The sequence below is a fragment of the Mycobacteroides franklinii genome, assembly GCF_001853795.1.
Classification (GTDB): Bacteria; Actinomycetota; Actinomycetes; order Mycobacteriales; family Mycobacteriaceae; genus Mycobacterium; species Mycobacterium franklinii.
In genome coordinates this window covers 643240-662712 of record NZ_MLIK01000024.1, presented here as the reverse complement: position 1 = coordinate 662712, position 19473 = coordinate 643240, and the positions used below count along the sequence as shown (strand labels likewise).

Genomic DNA, 19473 nt, shown 5'->3' with positions numbered 1-19473 from the left:
CTACCCGAAACGAAGGTGGTTCACATGAAGATCAGTGCCCGCCGTGCGATCGTCGTCGCAGCCGCGGCGATGTTGCCGATGGCCGCGATGTCCGGCATCTCGCCGGTGATCAGCGCGGCAGACCCCATCGTGCCCGACTGTCCGGGCGGATGGTGGGATCCGGCGGCCAACACCTGCCGGCCGCCGGTTTCGACCACTCCACTGAACTGCGACAACGGTTCGTGGTGGGACCCGGTGAGCAACGTGTGCCGCCCGCCGGTGATTCCGCCCCAGTAGCGCCGCGTCAGGCCGCCAGCGCCGCGGTGGTCGCGGCGAACATGGTCGCCTTGATGGCGCCCAAGGTTCCGCTGTCCTTACCCACCAGGGGCTGCATCAGATCGATTGCGGCACTGCGTACTTCATGCTCGGTTGCGGCGCGGTCGGCCAAACCGGCGGCTACGGCGGCCTCTCCGCCGTAGCGGTGTCCGGTGGTCATCGCCGTTACCGCTGTCTGCGGCGCCAGCTTGGCCTGGATCAGACTCGCCATTCCCGGCGTGAACGGGATGTGGATATCGACCTCGGGGAAGCACAGGTATCCGCGGTCAGACCGCATCACCCGGTAGTCATGGGCGACGGCGAGCATCGCACCGGCACCGAAGGCGTGACCGTTGACCGCGGCCACGGTGGGCAGCGGGAAGGTGAGAACCCGGCTGAACAACGCTTGCACGCGTCCGACATACCAGTCGGCGCGATCACCGTGGGACATAAGCCAATCTAGGTCTAACCCGTTGGAGTAGAACTTCCCGGCGCCCACGGTGACTAGCGCCTGGGCCTGTGTCAGGACATCGTCGAGCAGACCGTCAACGGTGTCCAGCCAGTCGGGGGAGAACCGATTCTCGTCGGGTCCGAGATTCATGACCGCGATGGTGTCCTGAAGTTCCAGCGTGGGGGTCATCGCATACTTCCTTTCATATTGGTGCCCTTACTTTTTGGGCTGGCCGGGGGTGGGTCGAGGGAAAGAATGGCGCGCACCGCGGCCTCGAGACGAGAGCGTGTGGCCGCGTCGGGCGGGCGGCGCCCACGCAGCAGCAGGCCGCTCGGCAATCCCACGATGCAGTCCTCGATGACCTGCACCGCGCGACCGTCCTCTCGATCCCATAAGGCTTGCGACAGCCGAATGAACAGTCCGACGAGCACGGAGTCGACCGCCGCCATGGCGCGGGAGACATCTTCGGGGACGTCGGGGCCGAGTACGTCCTCTCGCCGCACGCCGAGCACCAGTCGGGAAGATTCGGGGTAGCGCTCCGAGAAGACCGCAGGAGTGTCGGCGGCCGCTACGACGGCGTTCACCGCGGCGGCGGCCTTCGATTCACCCGTATCGAAGGCATCGAAGGCTCCGTCGACGGCGGCGCGTTGCATATCGAGAAACCTCTGGGCGGCGCGCAACCAGGCTCGGCCGACCATTCCTCCGCGGGATCCGAAGGCGTGGTAGATGGCGCCATTGGAGACCCCGGTCGCCTGGGATACCGCGCGGACCGTCACTGCCGCCGGACCGTCCTGCACCGCGATGCGCTCGGTGGCATCGAGCAGATCATCGACGGAGTGGATGCGCGGCCTGGGCACGGGCCCACCATAACAGAGCAGTTGCTCTGTTATGGACATGCAGTACCGTCGAGCCATGTCGTCGCGTTTGCGTGTGGTGGGTACCGCGCTCCTCGCACTAGCACTCATCGGTTGCAGCGAGCCGTCGCCGGCGCGCGCGACCATCACCCAGTGCAATCTCTCCCGGCTGCCGTCGGAAGCTGCCGGCACCGTCGATCTGATCCATGCCGGGGGACCGTTCCCGTATCCACGCAATGACGGCGTCGAGTTCCAGAACCGTGAGAGGGTGCTCCCTTCGGAGCCTCGTGGGTACTACCACGAGTACACGGTCCGCACGCCGGGTAGTAAGACGCGGGGCACCCGTCGCATCATCACCGGCGGTAATCCGCTGAATGATCCGCCGCACGTCTACTACACGGGCGATCACTACCAGTCATTCTGTGAGGTTGAAGGCGCATGAAGACCTATGTCGTCGACGGTTCCCGCGTCCACACCCGGGCGGACTTTTTCACCGAGTTAGGGCGTGCGGTGAACGGGCCGGGCGGTTACTTCGGCAGTAACCTCGACGCCCTGGTCGACTGCCTACGCGGCGGATTCGGCACCCCCGAGGATGAGCCCTTCCGATTTGTACTGCAGGACGCCCCTCGCATCAGGTCCGCGGTCGGCACAAGGGACTGGGAAGCCGTCGAGGAGATCTTCGAGGAAGCCGGGGTGTCGCTGACGTCGAGGACCTCGACGAAAGACGCGGACCCGGCGTAGACAACGCGATGGCCGGCCCCCGAAGGGGCCGGCCATCCACGTGTCCGGTGACGGCGTGCTGTCAGCGGACGTCGAACCGATCGCTGTTCGACACCTTGACCCACGCCGCCACGAAGTCCTTGACGAACTTCTCCTTGGCGTCGTCCTGCGCATAGACCTCTGCCAGTGCGCGCAGTTCAGAGTTCGCACCGAACACCAGGTCCACCCGGCTAGCAGTCCACTTCGCCGCACCGGTGGCGCGATCGGTGCCCACGTACGTGCCGTCATCGGCAGACGACGGTGTCCACTCCGTGCCCATATCGACCAGGTTGACAAAGAAGTCGTTGGTCAATGTTCCGGGCTTGTCGGTGAGCACACCGAGCTCGGAACCCTGATAGTTGGCACCCAGCACGCGCAGACCGCCGACGAGGACGGCCAGTTCCGGCGGGGAAAGCGCCAACAGGTTGGCCTTGTCGATCAGCTTGTACTCGGCCGGAATCTGCGCCCCCTTGCCGAGGTAGTTCCGGAAGCCATCGGCGGTCGGCTCCAGGTAGGAGAACGAGTCGACGTCGGTCTGTTCCTGAGTGGCATCGCCACGGCCGGGCGTGAACGGAACGGTGACATTGAACCCGGCATCCTTGGCGGCCTTCTCGACCGCGGCGGCTCCACCGAGCACGACCAGGTCGGCGAACGAGACCTTCTTGCCGCCGGCGTTGAACGACTCCTGGATACCTTCCAGCGTGCGGATCACCTGGGCGAGCTCATCGGGCTCGTTGGACTCCCAGCCGGCCTGCGGTTGCAACCGGATGCGTCCGCCGTTGGCACCGCCGCGCTTATCGCTGTTGCGGTACGACGCCGCTGCTTTCCACGCGGTCGAAACAAGCTGCGGCACAGTAAGGCCGGAAGCGAGAATCTGCGCCTTCAGCTCGGCGATGTCATCGGCCCCGACATTGGTTTCCGAGGCGGGCACGACGTCCTGCCACAGCAGCGTCTCCTTGGGCACCAGCGGGCCGAGGTAGCGCGACAGCGGCCCCAGATCGCGGTGGATCAGTTTGTACCAGGCCTTTGCGTAGGCATCGGCGAGCTCTTCGGGATGATCGAGCCAGCGCCTGGTGATCTCCGCGTAGATCGGATCGACGCGCATCGACAGGTCGGTGGTGAGCATCGAGGGATGCGTCTTGCCGGTGCCCTGAGCCATCGGCACCGAGTTGGCCCAGCCACCGTCCTTCGGCTTCCACTGGTGGGCCCCGGCGGGGCTCTTGGTCAGCTCCCATTCGTTGCCGTACAGAATCTCCAGGAAGCTGTTGTCCCACTTGGTCGGCGTATGGGTCCAGGTAACCTCCAATCCACTGCCGATCGCGTCATTGCCCTTACCGGAGCCGAACGAGCTCTTCCAGCCGATGCCCATCTGCTCCAGCGGGGCAGCCTCGGGATCGGGACCGACCAGACCGGCATCGCCCGCACCGTGCGTCTTGCCGAAGGTGTGGCCGCCCACGATGAGCGCCGCGGTTTCCTCGTCGTTCATCGCCATCCGGCCAAAGGTCTCGCGGATATCGATCGCGGCGGCGAGCGGATCCGGATTGCCGTTGGGGCCTTCGGGATTGACGTAGATCAAGCCCATCTGTACCGCGGCAAGCGGATTTTCCAGGTCACGGTCACCGGTGTAGCGCTCATCGCCCAGCCAGGTGTGCTCGGGGCCCCAGTAGACATCCTGCTCGGGCTCCCAGCGGTCCTCGCGCCCAAATGCGAAACCAAAGGTCTTGAATCCCATGGTGTCCATGGCATGGTTGCCCGCGAAGACGATGAGATCGGCCCAGGAGAGCGTGTTTCCGTACTTCTTCTTGACGGGCCACAGCAGGCGGCGCGCGCGGTCCAACAGCACGTTGTCGGGCCAGCTGTTCAGCGGTGCGAACCGCTGCATACCGGCGCCCGCGCCGCCGCGGCCATCGGCGACACGGTAGGTGCCCGCGGCATGCCACGACATGCGAATGAACATCGGCCCGTAGTTGCCGAAGTCGGCGGGCCACCAGTCCTGCGAGTCGGTCAGCACCTTCCCGACATCGGCCTTGAGCTCGTCGACATCGATGGTCTGCACGGCCTTCGCGTAGTCGAAGTCTTCACCAAGAGGATTCGCGGCGGGAGGATTCTTCTTCAGGATTTGCAGGTTGAGCTGGGTGGGCCACCATTCGCGATTGGCGTTGCCGCCCTCGACGGGGTAGTTCAGGCGACCTCCGGCGACGGGGCAACCATTCGAGGGTTGGCTATTTGCCTCTGCGATGGGTGGGTGTTCTTGAGACACAACATTCCTTTCGGGAGGGGGTGATGTGGGCTGTGATCACGTGTGTGATCCCGAAACTCGTGATGCCGCTTCCGGAGAAGCGCAGTCGGGGCATAGGCCCCAATAGATGACCTCGGCCTCTTCGAGGACGAAACCGTTGTAGTCCGAGGGTGTGAGACACGGCGTGGCGCCGACGGCGCAGTCGACGTCGGAGATAACACCGCAGGAGCGACATACGGCGTGGTGATGGTTATCGCCGACCCGTGATTCGTACCGTGCGACGGAGCCGGAAGGCTGAATCTTGCGTACCAGGCCCGCACAGGTCAGCGCCGCCAGGACGTCATAAACGGCCTGGCGCGACACCTCGGGCAGCCCGGACCGTACGACGCCGAAAACGGTCTCGGTATCGGCGTGCGGGTTCGCTTCCACGGCTTCCAGCACGGCGACCCGGGGCCGGGTCACGCGCAGATCGGCTGTCCGCAGCAGCGCTGCGTACTCATCCGATGTGAAGGCCACGAGGTCAGTATGCGCCACTATCTGGAATGAATCCAGGAAATGCGAAAATCAGTTGTGCGGGGTTAGAAACCGGTCCGGCCAGCATCAAGAAACCGACAAAGGTCATCAATGGCGTTGACACCGAGCACTTTTGCACTCACAGGCGGGAGACGTTACCTCGCCGACATCGTTTCGATCACACCGCCGAGCAGTCTGCGCAGCTGGATACGATCCCGCTCTGTCATGTTGGCGAGGACTTCCTCGTCGTCCTCGCGCAGTGTGGCATCGGCGCGCTCGAAGAGCTTGCGCCCTTTGGCGGTCAACTCGGTGGTCAGCACTCTGGCATCGGCCTGCCTACGCGAACGATGAACCAGGCCCGCCTCTTCGAGCGAGCGCTGTACCAGGCTCACCGCCTGGGGAGTGATGCGAAGTTCGGCGGCAATCTCCACATTGGATATCCCCGGCTGCGCGGACAGCACGGCCAAACATTCCATCTGCGGAACCGATACGCCGAAGTCACGCACGATCACCGAGGCCCGCGACCACAGCACTCGATAGATCTGAGACACCAGAATGCCCATGGGAGATTCCTCGTATGTGCTCATACCGCGCTAACAGTAGCGGACTTCACTGATGTTCCACCGCCCCAAGCGGTGCGGACCGGCGGCGTGTCGCCGGGGAATTCTCACCAATTCATCAGTGCATCAAGCACATTGATTAATGCCCTTGATGGGTGCGAGGCGCCCCGAGATCTCAGGACGGATTAGCGCCCGGGGCGCGCACCACCATGGGAACGGCGGGGAAGTAGGCCGCCATCACCGATCGTGATTTGCGCAAAGCTGCTGTGCCGTAACCCTTCTTTCGATGGTCCGGGTGGACCCAGATTCGGACGTTCACCTCACCGTCGACCAGCTCACCGAAGACCAGGCCCACCTTGCTCGGCCCCTCCACCGCGACGAACCAGGCCGCCTCTTCGTCGTCGATACGCGCCAGCGCAGCCCGCAACTCGTCTTCCAGAACGCCCGCCGGTGCCCGGGATCCGTCGCCCGCCTCACCCACCTCCTCGGTGCGCACCGCGAAGATGTCGGAATCGGAGTTTCCGGAAAACGGTCGCAACTCCAGGCTGTCTCCCGAGCTCGCGGGACGCTCCATGAGCGTGAAGGTGAGTTGGCTGTTGAGGTCCTCAAGCTCAGCGGCGTTCTTACGGCGCTCGTCCTTGGTCAGCTTGTCGAACGACATCCCCATGACGGCTTCGCCGCCCAGATGCGAGGTTCCCAGCAGGGTGGCGATCGCATCGATGGCACCCTTTCGGTCATCGGCTTCGACAATCAGGTCAAGCACTTCGTGACGCCGTTCGAAGGCACTCGTGAGTGCATCGGCAATCTCGCGACGAGTGGCAAGGCGGTCGTGATCGGTCATGGCGCCAGCCTACGACCGGTGGGCCGACGGCGCTCGAGAAACGTTGAGCACAAGGATTGACATGTCTGTGCGCCAACTCCTGAGTGTCACCGTTCGGTCACGGTACGACAACTCATTGGCTATGTCGCAGAACCCAATTGGGATCTTCGGGCCGCCGACGGTAGAAAGGGTCTTGGTGGTCATCGCCGGTCGGACAGAACCACCCGGAAGTCGGAATTAACGGCCGGAGAGAAGCGACAATCGAATGAAACGCACCTGCTGGTCCGCAGTCACGGCCGTCCTCGGCATCACCCTCCTGCTCGCCACCCCGGGATTGGCCTCCGCCGACGTCCATCGGAGTCCTGTCGACACACAGAAGGCCATCAACGCGGTGATCGCGCGGGGCCTGTCTCAACGCGGTGTGCCCTTCACCTATGGCGGCGGCAACACCGATGGCCCAACCACCAGCACAGACACCACACCGGCCGTGCCTGCCGCCGCGGACGCAACCACGAGCTTGCTCGGATTGATCCCCGCGCCGGTGGCCGCACCCACGCCGAAGGTTCCGGGATTCGACGCCTCGGGCCTGATGGTGTACTCCTACGCCGCCGCCGGCATCAAGCTGCCTCGCAGGTCCGGCGACCAGTACAACGTTGGAAGGAAAATTCTTCCCGCGCAGGCACTTCCGGGTGATCTCATCTTCTATGGCCCCGATGGCAGCCAAAGCGTGACCATGTTCCTGGGGAACAACCTCATGCTGGAAGCATCCGAGCCGGCGGTGCAGGTATCGCAGGTGCGCTTCAACGACATGGCCCCGTACCTGGTTCGCGTGATCGAGTAACGAGTCACGGCACGAGCTTCTGCGCGGTCAGCGTTCGCGCAGAAGCTCGTCGATCCGCTCCAGTACCGCGGGCCACCCGACAAGGCACAACTGTCGGAACCGCATCTGGTCCTGGTCATCGGGGTTGTACCCGGCGGCGTCGACTAACAGCCGCGTTCCACCCGAGTTCGGGCTCAACGTCCAGCGAGAGTCGATGGTGATCGCGCCGTCACGGGTGGTCATTCGGTAGGCCAAGAGCTCCTCGTCGACAACATCGGTGAAACTACCGTTGATCTCACCGACGAACCCGCTACCCATGAACGGGAAGACGTTGAACGAAAAAGTAAGTCCCGTCTCGTATTTGGTTGTTTCAAAATCTTTTATCCACTGCCCGAACAACTGTGGCGAGACAAGTATCGACCACACCTTGCGGGCCGGATATGAGTAGTGATGCTCGAAATTGACAGTCGTGAGGTCCCCAACCTGCTCAGCCACCGAATACACCTTTCGCGCACACTGCCCATCAATGGAGCGGACGCAAAACAACCTAATCGCATTGCCTCGCCCGCGCGTGATCTTGATCGTGCTGATGGCATCATCGGCCTGTGAGCGCGGTGGAACAATCAGCCTTCGGACCCTTCTTCACCGTCGAGAGACATGCGGCCCACACGACGCCGCTGCCGCCCTGGCGCCCCTTGGTAGAACTCGCCGACGGATCACGCTCATTGGGGGACCGCATCGGCGGTGTCCGCAGCAGTCTCGCCGCTCGCGTCGCGAAGGACCCCGCCGAGGTCGACCTTCGGGTAGCGGCCTCGGTCGCTCATCTCGGTGTGATCGCCCGCATCCTCGCGCCGACCATTGCCACCGCGGTATGCGGTGACCTGCGAATCTCGCAGGAGCTGAACGAGCTTTGGTGGCAGGACCAGCTAGGGGGCCCCTTTCCACTGTCTGTGCTCGAAGAGGACACGAGCGACCGAGACGGGGAGGACACCGCCACTCCCGGGCCTGCCATCGAATCGATCACCCAGTGCGTACTCGACGAGACCGGGGTCAGTGAGCGCGTCCTGTGGGGAAATGTCGGATCGGCCGCCAACGTCGCCGCGCAGCTCATCGCGGCGACCCGACCCGACCTGACCCATGCCGCCCGCGAGGTCGCGAATACCTACCTCCGGGATCCCCGCATCGATGACGGTGCGCTGCGTGCTGGACCGGACTTCCGGCGACGCAGCTGCTGCCTCATCTACCAGCTCACCGACGACCGTTCGGCGGTCTGTGGGGACTGTGTCCTCGAGACGAAGCCGGCCAGATCCGGCTAGGCCAGTTGGTATGCCTCCAGCGGGAAGGACTCCTGCTCCTTGTAGGCACTGGCGGTCGATGTCGGACGCAGCAGCGCAGCCTCACCGTGCTGATTGAAGTAGTAGCTTCGCGCCGTCTGGCAGCTGCCGAGATAGAACACCGAGTTGTCCAGGTTGCCGACCATGCGGTTCAGGAATTCGGTGTTGGCCTCGTCGGTGACCTCGAAGGTCTCGGTGCCGGTACGCGCCATCTCGCCGAAAAGCCGCTTGATGTGCCGCATCTGCGACTCGATGGTGTCGAAGTAGGACAACCCGCTGTAGGAGTACGGGCCGTTGAGCGTCAGCAGGTTCGGGAACTTGGGCACAGCGATGCCTTCGAACGCCTGGAATCTGTTGTCACGCCAGAATTTCCCGAGGTTGTAGTCCTCACGACCGATCACCTCGAACGCGGGGAAGGCCGATTCCCACAGATTGAAACCGGTGGCCAGGACCAGCGTGTCGATCACCGTCTTGCGACCGTCCGCGGTGACGATGCCGTCGGGCTCGACGCGTTCGATCGATGCCGTCTCAAGACTGACGTTCTTCTTGCTGAACGCTCGGAAGTACGTGTTCGAGAAGGTTGGCCGCTTGCAGCCGAAGTCGTAGTCGGGTGTCAGCTTGCGGCGCAGCTCGCGATCGCGCACCTGCGCGAACAAATGCGCCTTGGCCAGCATCGCGGCCCCGTTGTTGGCCTGCCGGAACTGGCGGAAGTGCAGTACTCCGCCCACCATGATCACCTCGAGGATCGCCGAGCCCACTGTGCGAGCGATCTTTTGGGTCCGCGGCACCTTCGCGAAGAGCTTCTTGATGACGCCGGGGACCTTCGCGTCGGCCTTGGGCACCACCCAGATCGGGGTGCGCTGGTACACCGTCAGGTGTTGCGCGTCCTTGGCCAGCTCGGGGATGAGCTGGACGGCGGTGGCGCCGGTGCCGATCAGACCGATCTTGTGGCCCGCGGCGCGGTAGGTGTTATCCCACTTGGTGGTGTGGATGACCGTGCCCGCGAAGGACTCGATGCCCTCGATATCGGGCATCTTCGGCTGTGACAGGTAGCCGGTGGCGGTCAGCAGGTACTTGCCGGTGACGGTCTCCCCGGATTCGGTGGCGACGACCCAGTGCTGCCCCTCCTCATCCCACCGCGCGCCCGATACCGGGGTGTTGAAGCGCATGTATTTGCGCAAGTCGTGCTTGTCGGCCACATGGCTTGCGTACTGCTTCAGCTCGGAACCCGGCGCGAACAGCCGCGACCAGTAGGGGTTGGGCTCGAACGAGTACGAATAGGTCGCCGACGGGATGTCGACGGCCAGGCCGGGGTAGTGGTTGACGTGCCAGGTACCGCCAAGGTCATCCTCCCGATCCAGGATCGCGAGATTGGTCAGGCCCAGCTCCTTGAGCTGGATTGCCGCCCCCATCCCACCGAAACCAGCTCCGACGATGACGGCGTCAAACTGCGTTGTCATGTCCCAATGCTAGCTGCGGTCCCAGCAAAATGGTCGGCCTGTCTAGATACCTGTTACCTCAGTCCTCAGCCGGGCAGGTACTTCCTCATTCGCCGAGGTCGAGACGGGTGCTGACCGTCGTCCGACATCATGGTTGCCGAACAAACACCAGGTGGCACGGAACTCCCGCACCGCCGCATCCGACCTCTACTCTCGGAGATGTACGGATATGGGAGGCATTGAGTGAGGACGCAGCGCCCCGACGTTGGGCTTGAGGACACACTGCGCGCGATCGAGCGCGGCGTACTCGAGGACGTCTGGATGAGCAGACCACGCCGCTGGACCGCGCTGTTGGCAGCCACGGTCCTGGGCGTGGCCGCAGTGAGCCGCTGGTCAAACCTCGGTGCACACGCCCGCCCGTCGCTACATGTCGACGCCGTGGTTCCCGGGACGTCGATCATGTTCCTGGTGGCATGCGTCGTCTCGCTCGTCGCCTTGCGGAGGCGACGCTTCCGGTGGTGCTGCGCGGCGGCCTATGCCGCAGCGCTCAGCACGGTGATCAGCCTGGCGGCGCTGTGGTGGCATCAAACGGCCGGCGGGTCCGACCCGCTCGTGTGGACGCTCATGGCCGCGCTTGCCGCTGCCACGTTGACGGTCACCTGGCTGGCCACCATCCTCACCCCGTTGGAGGATTCACAGCCCGATATGCGGGCCGACCGCTGCTCGCCATGATGCTGAAATCCGGCCGAACGTAAAGGTTTTAGCGGCGGCCACGGCCCTCACCGGCCCGGCGGTCACCCGGGTGCGACTACCCGGCAGACAACGTGGAATGGTCACCGAATCGATCGCTGAGCGCCACGAGTAACTGGTCCAGGACGGCCAGTTCCGCTCGCTTGGCACCGACCAGCCGGTGCAGCCGCGCGAGGCTGGACGGCTTACCGCTCTGCCTTCTTCGCTCCAGGGCCGCGAGATGGTCGTCCAATTCTCGTTGTGTTACCGATCGCAACTCGCCGAGAACGTCCTGGTAGTACTGCGCCTGTCTCAGGTCCGCGCCCCGACCGGGAAAAATCGGATCAACGACCGCAACCAGGCCGCTCACCGGTCACCGCCCATATTGCGCCCTCCGCCTGTCGTTGTCATGGACACACGCTAGGGCCATCCAATTTCCCCGACGCTGCTCCCAATTCACGGGGACATCTCAATCTGTTCACACGACACCAGCGGCCTGATGTGAGCAGACCGCCGAAAATCCTGGCGCGCCCGGTTAGTCGGCGCCGGGCAGCGAAGCGACCATGTGTTCCCACGCGCGATGCAGGCGATCGGTGATCGGCCCCGTCTGCGTCACGGTGGTGACGCATCGATGACTGTGATCGTAGAGCTCCACCGAGGATGTCACGCCCTGCGTTCCGTGGGCCTGGGTCACCCAGCTCTCCGCGATGAACACCGGGTCCATGGCGTACCGCGAGGCCCCAAAGATGACCGCGATATGGGCACCCGACTGCTCGACCATCGCGGCGTGGCCGCGATGCAACTGCACGCAGCCGCCGCCCGGTACCGCGATGGTGAACGGCATGTCCACATCCACGAGGTGAGCCAGCAGATGCGGCACCACACCGGAATCGATCTTGCGCGCACCGGTAAACGGCAGCACCCGATAACGCCCTGGGGTGAGCGCGTCCAGATGGGTGAGCTGATCGGTGTCACGCCAGCTGATGTCCGTCCAATCGGTAACGGGAAACGCTTCCGGGTCCGCCGCCGGCGCCAGCTCGAGGGCACTGACCGTCAGGCGATCCGTGAGCGGCGTGAGATAGGCGCGGTGGGTGCCGGTCTCGCCGACCATCGTCAGCGCGCGCGGAGCCAGGAACGCGTCTCGGACGAGAGCCGGGTTCAACCGCAGCGCTATGTACTCGTCATCGCAGCTGAGCGCTTCCCCGGGAAACGAGGGCTCAAGGTACTCCCCGGTGTGGCTCAGTAAGGCGGCATCGTTCGCGGTGACGGCGACGACCGTGCCGAGGGCGGGGAGTGCTTCGGCAATGGCCTTGGGCCCCGCCGCGATTCGTCGGGCGGGGCAGTGTTCGCAGCGCCGGCCGTCAGTACACATCGCGGACGTACCGCTTTTCCCGCTTGAGGGTGTTCACGTATTCGGACGCTTCATCGGCACCGAATCCGCCATGCTCTGCGACGATCTCGTGCAGCGCCTTGTCCACGTCCTTGGCCATCCGCGTCGCATCACCGCAGACGTAGAAGTGTCCGCCGTCCTGCAGCCAGCCGAACAGGTCAGCGCCGTGCTCGCGCATGCGCGTTTGCACATAGACCTTCTCGGCTTGGTCGCGAGAGAACGCGAGGTCCAGCCGGTCCAGGAGACCGGACGAGTGCCACGTATCGAGCTCGTTCTCGTAGACGTAGTCATGGGCGCGGTGCTGGTCGCCGAAGAACAGCCAGTTGCGCCCGCCCGCCCCGCGCTGTTCGCGTTCCTGCAGGAACGCCCGGAATGGGGCCACGCCCGTACCGGGGCCCACCATGATCATCGGAGCCTCGTCGTCGCCGGGTACGCGGAATGACTTGTTGGGCTGCAGGAAGATTCGTGCGCTACCGCCTCGATCGGCCAGGAAGGTGGAACACACGCCACCGCGCTCGCGGCCCAGGCTCTGGTATCGGACGCTGGCCACGGTCAAGTGGATTCGATCGGGGTGAGCCAGCGAGCTCGAGGAGATCGAGTAGGCGCGGTGTTGCAGAGGCTTGAGCAGCCCCATGAACTCCTCGAGACTGAGCGCATCCCCGCCGATGCGCAGGATGTCGAGGATGTCCTTGCCGTAAAGCCAGGTATCCAGCACCTCCTTCACGCCGCCGCGCAAGGCGTGCGAGAACTCCTCGCTTTCGGCGCGGCTCTCCACCTCGCTCAACAGGTCTCGCGACGGGGCGCTGATTTCGTAACGCCGCCCCAGCAGCTCACCGAGCGGCTCGCCGTCGACGAGTGTGCCGACCGAAACACGGAAGTGATCGGCGATCGCCTCCACCAGCGCCGGGTCGTTCTCCGGGATGACCGCGAGCGCGTCACCCGCCTCGTAGGTGATACCGCTCTCGGCGAGCGCGAACTCGTAGTGCCGAATTTCCTTGTCCGAGCCCGCCCGTGACAGCAATCGGTTGACCGGGACCTCGGCGTGGAACGGATTCTTGCGCGTCCACCCGGAGCGCATGACAGTGCTCGGCGGGGGAGTACCCGGGCTACCGCTGGCCCCGGCCAGGGTGACCAGGCTGCCCACCGCGCCCTGAACCCATTCCGTGGCCTGTGCCTCGTAATCGACATCGCAGTCGGTACGCCCGACCACCCGGCTCGCTCCGAGTTGTTCGAGGCGGGTGTCGATCAGTTTGCCCGCTTGGCAGAACCCGTCGTAACTGGTGTCGCCCAGGGCAAGCACACCGTAGGACACCCCTTCGAGTCGTGGAGCCACAGCCGAAGACAGTGCTTCCCAGAACAATTCGGCATTGTCGGGCATCTCACCCTCGCCGTATGTGGAGGTGACGATCAGGACGTAGCGCAGGCCGGCGAATTCGTCGAGGGCGATTTCGTCGAGGCCGCTGACCGTGACATCGAACCCTTGCGCCTTGGCGGCCGCCGCGGCATCGCCCGCCACGATTTCGGCGTTGCCGGTCTGGGTGCCGTACAAAATCCGCAGCGGTGGGCGGGAGGCGGCCAGGTCCGTCGTGGCCGCCGGTGGTGGCGTGGCCAGGTTCATGGCCAGGCGTGAATGCAGTCCCGCCAGGAAGCCCGAGAGCCAGGCTCTCTGGTCCTCGTTGAACGGTGCGTCTTCGGGAATGTAGGCGATCTTCATGGCTTCTTCACGTGGTCTGGAGGGATGGTCCGGAGAGGGCGACGACCGGCAGCGCTCGATGCGCGAACAGCTCTTCGAAGGAAGGCAACCGGCCGATCTTGTCGATGTTCTTGGCGCTCTGGTGCAGGATCCAGCCGTACGTACCGGGGCTGTCCATCGAGAACACGTTGCGCTGACTCAGCGCGTCCTTGTAGTCGGTGAGCCGCTTGTCCGCGATGAGCACGGCCAAGTCTTCGTCGCTGTACCCGTCGATGGCCTCCCGCGCGTACTTTTGCAGCTTCTGGATCAGGAAGAAGTCCTCGGTGAGCACGAGGTTGCGCACAGCCTTGCCGATCCGCGGGTCGGTCACGTCCGTGACATTTGGCATCCGGGACAGGGCAAGCTGCTGGGCCATGTTCAACACGGTGTAGGTATTGAGCAGTGCGTACATGCCCTCGGTATCGGTGTCGCCGTATGCGGGGACCGATCCACCGAGGACATCGCGCTGGTCACGATAGGACAGCTTGAACTTGTGCACCTGGTACCCGGCCAGGGCCGCGGTGAGCTCGTCCAGCAGTTCCTTGCGCGTCTTACCCCGCAGAATCGCGTCGGAGTCCTGGTACTGCAACAGTGCCCGTGACATGGTGTAGACGAGGTGATTCCTTGTGATCTGCCAATCATCAAGCAGGGCTTGGCCTCTGGCCGATCCGGTGGCCTCCACATGCCACTGGAGCAGGATGCGTGCGGCGGCCTCATGGAACGGCGCGTCGGTGATGGGCAGTACCAGCACCGAATCGTGGCTGACCTTCGACGGCAATTGCCCCTGCGGGTCGTACTGATACAGGAAGCCACCGCTCATCCCGTTGGCCACGCCCTTGCCGAAGTCGCCGATATTGAGCACCGCACCGTTGGTCATGTACTCGCACAGGAATTCACCGACACCTTCGACGACTGCCGTCGCACCCGAATTCCGGACCGCGAACCGGTCCCCGGCCTGCCCCTCGACGAACACCCGACCGCCGGAGGCGCCGAAGAGTGCGAAGTTCCCGACAAGGACATTGCCGCCGGGCTCGCTCGAACCGCCCCCGGGGGAGCGCACCGTGATCGTGCCGCCACAGGCGCTCTTGCCGACGCCGTCATTGCATGTGCCCGTGTGCGTGAGCACCATGCCGTCATTGCAGAAGACGCCGTAGCTTTGGCCCGCGGAACCACTGGTGGCGACGGTGATGCTCTCCGGTAGCAGGTACCGGCGGCCGCGCTCGTCGGAGGCAACCGATGATCCGCTGACTTCCCCATAGTTGAGCATTCGCTCGATATCGATCGCGAGCTGCCCGCCCACACTCTTGTTCTGGTTGGTCAGCACCACCGGCGGCAGTACGGCCCCGTCGGCATCGAAGTGCGCGGCGAACGCGTCGTCCACCGAGTAGTCCTTCTCCATGTACACGGGGTTGTCGACGACTAATTCCTCTGCGACCGCAAGCATTCGGCGCAGGTCAAGGGTTCCGATGCTGGATGGGTGATCGAGCAGGTGCAGCAGGTCGCTCCGCCCGCGCGCTTCACGCAGGGACCGCAACCCCAGCGCCGCCAGGATCTCGCGCACCTCGTGCGCGATGTTGAGCAGGTACTGGGCCAGGGCACGTGGGTCTCCCTCGAATACCTCGGCGTTGGTCGTCAGGCCGGCGGGGCACTTGATGTTGCAGTTCTTGGCCATTACGCACTTGAGCATCATCAGCGCGGTGGTTCCGAACTCGAAACTGTCTCCCCCCAACAGCGCCGACTTGATGACATCACTGGCGGTCTGGTGCGCACCCGAACAACGCAGCACCACCTTTTGCCGGATTCCGTTGGCGCAGAGTGCCTGATGCACCTCGGCGACGCCGATCTCCGCGGATCGGCCCGCATACTTGAGGCTCGTCACCGCCGCCGCGCCGGTGCCGCCGGTGTTCCCGGCGACGTTGATGACATCGGCGCCCGCCTTCGCGACCCCTACCGCGATCGTGCCGATACCCTCCGACGACACCAGTTTGACGATCACCCGGACACGGGCAGCCTTGCAGTCGTGGATCAGCTGGGCGAGATCTTCGATTGAGTAGGTGTCGTGATGGGGCGGGGGCGAGACGAGCTCGACACCCGGGGTACCGCCACGGGCCGCCGCAATTTGGACGGTCACCTTGGGTGCCGGAAGTTGCCCTCCTTCACCGGGTTTGGCACCCTGACCGATCTTGATCTCCAGCTCTTGGAGCATCGGGTCGGCAAGATAGCCCGCCCACACTCCGAAACGACCGGATGCGAACTGCTTGATGCGGGAGCCGCGGATGGTGCCATAACGGCTGATGTGCTCACCGCCTTCGCCACAGTTCGACAGGCCGCCAACAAGGTTGGTTCCGTGCGCCACCGCCTCATGCGCCGGTGCCACCAAGGCGCCGTGGCTCATGGCCCCCGATGTCAGCGCGGGGGTGATCTCGCTTGCCGGCTGTACCGAGGACAGCGGAATTGACTCCGGCGCAGTCCTGATCTTCGCCAGGTAGTCCGCAGCCTGGGCTGTCGCCGTCAGCCTGAGTTCGTCGCCGACGATCTCCTGGCTGGTGATGTCGGCACCGAATCGCACGCGCAGCGAGGTGGCAAGGGCCGCCAACCGCTCGGGGGCGTGGGCGAGACGCAACACGAATCCGTCCTCCGACTGCTGGCAGGAAAGCCCGCGCACCTGGAAGTCGTTGTTCCCAAACCGGGCGAACTGGCCCATTTCCCTGCGGAACTCGTTGGCCGTCCGCACGAAGTTCACGTCGGCCGGTAGCGCCAGTACATCGCGCAGCGCCGCCGGCCGCCGGGTGCGCTCCGAGTTCATCGCGCGGACAAAACTCCGGTACCCGGGGGTGATGTCGAAGCTGTCGACGGCGCGCGCGGGCAGCTCGTCAAAGCTGTTGTTGCGGTATGCCTCGTCGTCGAGCCCGAACGCGCCCTCAAGCTGATGCAGCGGCAACAGCCGTAGGTACGTCGGGTCTGCCATGTCGGGGTTCTCGGGTCGCGCATCATCCCCGAACGAGATCGCTTCCTCGGTCATATCCACGAACCCGCGCACCGCGGTGGTGCCGTATGAGTGGCCCGCGCCTTCGGCCCGCTCCTTGAAGAGCCCCAGTAGTGGGACATCTTTTTCGCCGGTGACGGCGAGCGCCCGCGCATGCCAGTCGCCAACGGCTGCGGCCAGTGTGGAGAAGCCGACACCAGCCACCGGCGACACCACATTCGGGAAGTATTTGTGCAGTACCGGATCCGAGGTGTCCAGATAGTTGGGTTCGAAGAACTCACCGCCGATGTAGCTCTCGACGGTGCACAACCCGACGCGGCCCATCGTCTTCATCAGCGACTTCTCGGCCGCCTTGGCGAAGTGTTTGAATGCCTTGTCGGCCTCCGCGCCGTACTTCTCTTCGGCCCGCATCTGCACCGCCAGCGGGTATACCGCGGAAGCCCCGAATCCCAGTACCGAGGCCACGTGGTGCGAGGAGCACAGCTGTCCGCTCTCGGCGATCAGCGAGACGCGCAGGCGCAGGCCCTCCTCGATCAGGCGCTGATTGATGGCAGAGATCACGATGATGAGGGGCATTGCGGCACGGTCGCTGGAGACGTGGCGATCGGAGATCACCGCGATACCGCCCGTTTCGCGCGCGAATTGCTCTACCGCATCACACAGTTCGTCGATCGCGTGCACGATCCGGTCGGCGTTCGAATCGGGATCGGAGAGATCCACCCGATAGCGCATACCGAAGCGCTTTACGGGAGTGCGCTCCTGTTCGCGAATCTTGAGCATGTCGAGATGCGTGAGAATGGGGGAGGGCACCACGATTTGCGGTGCCGGCTGCGCGCCACTGTTGGGTTTGGCACCGAGCGCGACGCGCAGGGTCATGCCATCGGCCTCGCGGATGCTGTCCAACGGCGGGTTGGTCACCTGCGCGAACCGCTGCGAGAAGTACTTCGCAACGCCGCCTTCTTGATTCGACAGCGCATTGATGGCCGCGCCGTACCCCATCGCGGAGATCTTCTCCTGCCCGGTGGCCAGCATAGGGTCCATCAGGAACTTGAAACTCTCTTGATTGAGCGAGTAGGCCACGTACCGCTGGTGGCGGCCCAGGTCACCGTCATACCGCGCGGGTGAGCCCTGCCCTGCCGGGGGCACGTGCGGAAGATCCGCGATGTTGACCCGGGCCTGCGCCAGCATTTCCGGGTAATCATGCCGTGCGGCAAGCATTTCCAGCGCCTCGACGGTGTCATAGGACCGTCCCTCGGCATGGTTGTAGTAACGCATGCCGCCGGCCTCGATGCGACCTCGCTGCAGCACGGTCTCCGGATCGAAATAGATCTGACCGGCCTCGGACATCACGCCCAAGTACTCGGCGGTCTCGACCGTGCGCAGTGGCCTCAGGCCCAACCGGTCCAGCCGTGCACCGATGATGTTGCCGTCACCGAAGATGAGTGCGGCCGGGCCGTCGTTCTTCTCCTCGTAGAGACTGAAGTACTCGAGCATGGCAGTCACCCGTGGAGACAGCGTCGTGTCGTTCTCCCACGCGGGTGGCATCATCGCGACAACAGCGGTGACCAGGTCCAAGTCGTCCTCGAGCACCCTGCTCTGCAAGGTCTGATCCAGTCGACAGCTGTCCGATTGCCCTGCCGGGCGGATGATCGCTCGGTTACGAGCCAAAGCAATCGCGTTCTCGGACAAGCGATTTTTCTTGTCGGTGTTGAGCTCGCCGTTATGCGCCATCAGCCGGAAGGGCTGTGCCATGGTCGCATTCGGTGCGGTATTGGTCGAGAAACGTGTGTGGAAGAACATCGAATGTACTTCCATACGAGGATCGGACAGATCGCTGAAGTAAGGCACCACCTCGTTCGAGTTGAGGCGCCCCTTCAGAACCTGGGTATGCGTGCTCAACGAAAGTGGGTAGAGCCCAAGAAGTTCCGGGCGCGTATAGGCGACGGCCTCGATCGCCATGAGCGCCTCATGGGTCTTGCGCTCCGAATCGGAACGAAACACCCACTGCCGGATAGGCAGCTGGTATTTGATGGCCGCCGGGCGGACCGCGGCATTGTTGACCGGCACATCGCGCGCGAGCAGGATCGTGAATCCCTGTGCCAGCAGCGCCTGTTCGATGACCTCCTCGGCCTCGGCGTGGAATGCCGGGTCGTTGGGCAGGAAGAAGTTGCCTACCCCGAACTGTCCAGGTCGCAGGTCTGGAACACCCGTCAGTTCGGAGAAGAAGCGCAGGGAAAGATCGAGGTTCACTCCGGCGCCGTCGCCGACGCCCTCCGAGGACATTCCACCGCGATGCGGCACGGCACACAGGGCTTCGTGAAGCTTGCGCACGACATCGTGGGTCTGAATGCCGTCCTTGCGCGTCAGGAAACCGACGCCGCAGCTACTTTTCTCCTGGTCTTGGTCATACAGCCCGTTCAGACGATTCTCCTCACCCAGCGCCGCGCACGGCGTATCCAGCGTGTGACGTTGGGTCTCTCGTCCGTTGAGCGAACCCGCCCTGACCAGCGCTCCGCATGGTCGCGACCCGACAGACGCCGGTAACCCGGCCTC

18 protein-coding genes are annotated in these 19473 nt (G+C 64.2%); 6 read left to right on the top strand and 12 right to left on the bottom strand.

The features are described 5' to 3' along the window. Positions 1–24: 24 nt before the first annotated feature. The gene (locus BKG76_RS24670; protein ID WP_083338183.1) at positions 25–276 is read left to right on the top strand and encodes a hypothetical protein; all 252 of its coding nucleotides are present in this window, start codon (positions 25–27) and stop codon (positions 274–276) included. A 7-nt stretch (positions 277–283) separates the two neighbouring features. Here the strand turns inward: BKG76_RS24670 and BKG76_RS22610 are convergent, their stop codons facing one another. Together BKG76_RS22610 and BKG76_RS22605 are read right to left on the bottom strand one after the other, a co-directional pair. Then, on the bottom strand, positions 284–934 hold the full coding sequence (locus BKG76_RS22610; RefSeq protein WP_070939907.1) for an enoyl-CoA hydratase-related protein: 651 nt from the start codon (positions 932–934) through the stop codon (positions 284–286). Next, positions 931–1602, bottom strand: a complete 672-nt coding sequence (locus tag BKG76_RS22605) for a TetR/AcrR family transcriptional regulator (protein ID WP_070939906.1) — start codon at positions 1600–1602, stop codon at positions 931–933. Before BKG76_RS22605 ends, BKG76_RS22610 begins: the two co-directional genes overlap by 4 nt. A 37-nt stretch (positions 1603–1639) precedes the next feature. On the opposite strand from BKG76_RS22605, the gene BKG76_RS22600 reads away from it, so the two are divergent. Beyond that, the gene (locus tag BKG76_RS22600; RefSeq protein ID WP_070940075.1) at positions 1640–2041 is read left to right on the top strand and encodes a ribonuclease domain-containing protein; all 402 of its coding nucleotides are present in this window, start codon (positions 1640–1642) and stop codon (positions 2039–2041) included. Beyond that, positions 2038–2340, top strand: a complete 303-nt coding sequence (locus BKG76_RS22595; protein WP_070939905.1) for a barstar family protein — start codon at positions 2038–2040, stop codon at positions 2338–2340. Before BKG76_RS22600 ends, BKG76_RS22595 begins: the two co-directional genes overlap by 4 nt. Before the next feature lie 61 nt (positions 2341–2401). Here the strand turns inward: BKG76_RS22595 and katG are convergent, their stop codons facing one another. The 4 genes from katG to BKG76_RS22575 all read right to left on the bottom strand — a co-directional run bounded on the left by katG (position 2402) and on the right by BKG76_RS22575 (position 6511). Next, positions 2402–4618: a catalase/peroxidase HPI gene (katG, locus tag BKG76_RS22590; protein WP_070939904.1), complete on the bottom strand. Its 2217-nt coding sequence runs from the start codon at positions 4616–4618 to the stop codon at positions 2402–2404. Positions 4619–4654: 36 nt separating this feature from the next. Then, positions 4655–5113, bottom strand: a complete 459-nt coding sequence (locus BKG76_RS22585) for a Fur family transcriptional regulator (protein ID WP_070939903.1) — start codon at positions 5111–5113, stop codon at positions 4655–4657. A gap of 152 nt (positions 5114–5265) precedes the next feature. Then, positions 5266–5673 (bottom strand): MarR family winged helix-turn-helix transcriptional regulator, encoded by a 408-nt coding sequence (locus BKG76_RS22580; RefSeq protein ID WP_070939902.1) that lies wholly within the window; start codon positions 5671–5673, stop codon positions 5266–5268. Between the two features lie 172 nt (positions 5674–5845). Next, on the bottom strand, positions 5846–6511 hold the full coding sequence (locus BKG76_RS22575; RefSeq protein WP_070939901.1) for a GNAT family N-acetyltransferase: 666 nt from the start codon (positions 6509–6511) through the stop codon (positions 5846–5848). Positions 6512–6755: 244 nt separating this feature from the next. Between BKG76_RS22575 and ripD the strand changes: the two genes are divergently transcribed. After that, positions 6756–7331 carry an NlpC/P60 family peptidoglycan-binding protein RipD gene (ripD, locus tag BKG76_RS22570; RefSeq protein WP_070939900.1) on the top strand — a complete coding sequence of 192 codons (576 nt, stop codon included), beginning with the start codon at positions 6756–6758 and terminating at the stop codon, positions 7329–7331. Between the two features lie 27 nt (positions 7332–7358). On the opposite strand, the gene BKG76_RS22565 is transcribed toward ripD, so the two are convergent. Then, the gene (locus tag BKG76_RS22565) at positions 7359–7805 is read right to left on the bottom strand and encodes an SRPBCC family protein (protein ID WP_070940074.1); all 447 of its coding nucleotides are present in this window, start codon (positions 7803–7805) and stop codon (positions 7359–7361) included. A gap of 110 nt (positions 7806–7915) precedes the next feature. On the opposite strand from BKG76_RS22565, the gene BKG76_RS22560 reads away from it, so the two are divergent. Beyond that, positions 7916–8626: a (2Fe-2S)-binding protein gene (locus tag BKG76_RS22560; RefSeq protein WP_070939899.1), complete on the top strand. Its 711-nt coding sequence runs from the start codon at positions 7916–7918 to the stop codon at positions 8624–8626. Here BKG76_RS22560 and BKG76_RS22555 read toward each other — a convergent pair. Beyond that, positions 8623–10104 carry a flavin-containing monooxygenase gene (locus tag BKG76_RS22555; RefSeq protein ID WP_070939898.1) on the bottom strand — a complete coding sequence of 494 codons (1482 nt, stop codon included), beginning with the start codon at positions 10102–10104 and terminating at the stop codon, positions 8623–8625. The two genes, BKG76_RS22560 and BKG76_RS22555, sit on opposite strands and share 4 nt — an antisense overlap. 222 nt (positions 10105–10326) lie before the next feature. Between BKG76_RS22555 and BKG76_RS22550 the strand changes: the two genes are divergently transcribed. Next, a complete protein-coding gene (locus BKG76_RS22550) occupies positions 10327–10815 on the top strand; it encodes a hypothetical protein (RefSeq protein WP_070939897.1) in 489 nt (162 codons plus the stop codon). A 76-nt stretch (positions 10816–10891) separates the two neighbouring features. On the opposite strand, the gene BKG76_RS22545 is transcribed toward BKG76_RS22550, so the two are convergent. The 4 genes from BKG76_RS22545 to BKG76_RS22530 all read right to left on the bottom strand — a co-directional run bounded on the left by BKG76_RS22545 (position 10892) and on the right by BKG76_RS22530 (position 19341). After that, complete coding sequence (locus BKG76_RS22545; protein ID WP_070939896.1) at positions 10892–11182, bottom strand: hypothetical protein; 291 nt, start codon at positions 11180–11182, stop codon at positions 10892–10894. Positions 11183–11347: 165 nt separating this feature from the next. Next, positions 11348–12184, bottom strand: a complete 837-nt coding sequence (locus BKG76_RS22540) for a ChuX/HutX family heme-like substrate-binding protein (RefSeq protein WP_070939895.1) — start codon at positions 12182–12184, stop codon at positions 11348–11350. Further along, positions 12174–13916, bottom strand: a complete 1743-nt coding sequence (locus tag BKG76_RS22535; protein ID WP_070939894.1) for a diflavin oxidoreductase — start codon at positions 13914–13916, stop codon at positions 12174–12176. The genes BKG76_RS22540 and BKG76_RS22535 overlap by 11 nt, the downstream gene beginning before the upstream one ends. A 7-nt stretch (positions 13917–13923) precedes the next feature. Next, positions 13924–19341, bottom strand: coding sequence for a glutamate synthase-related protein (locus BKG76_RS22530; protein ID WP_083338182.1), 5418 nt, complete (start codon positions 19339–19341; stop codon positions 13924–13926). Positions 19342–19473 lie beyond the last annotated feature (132 nt).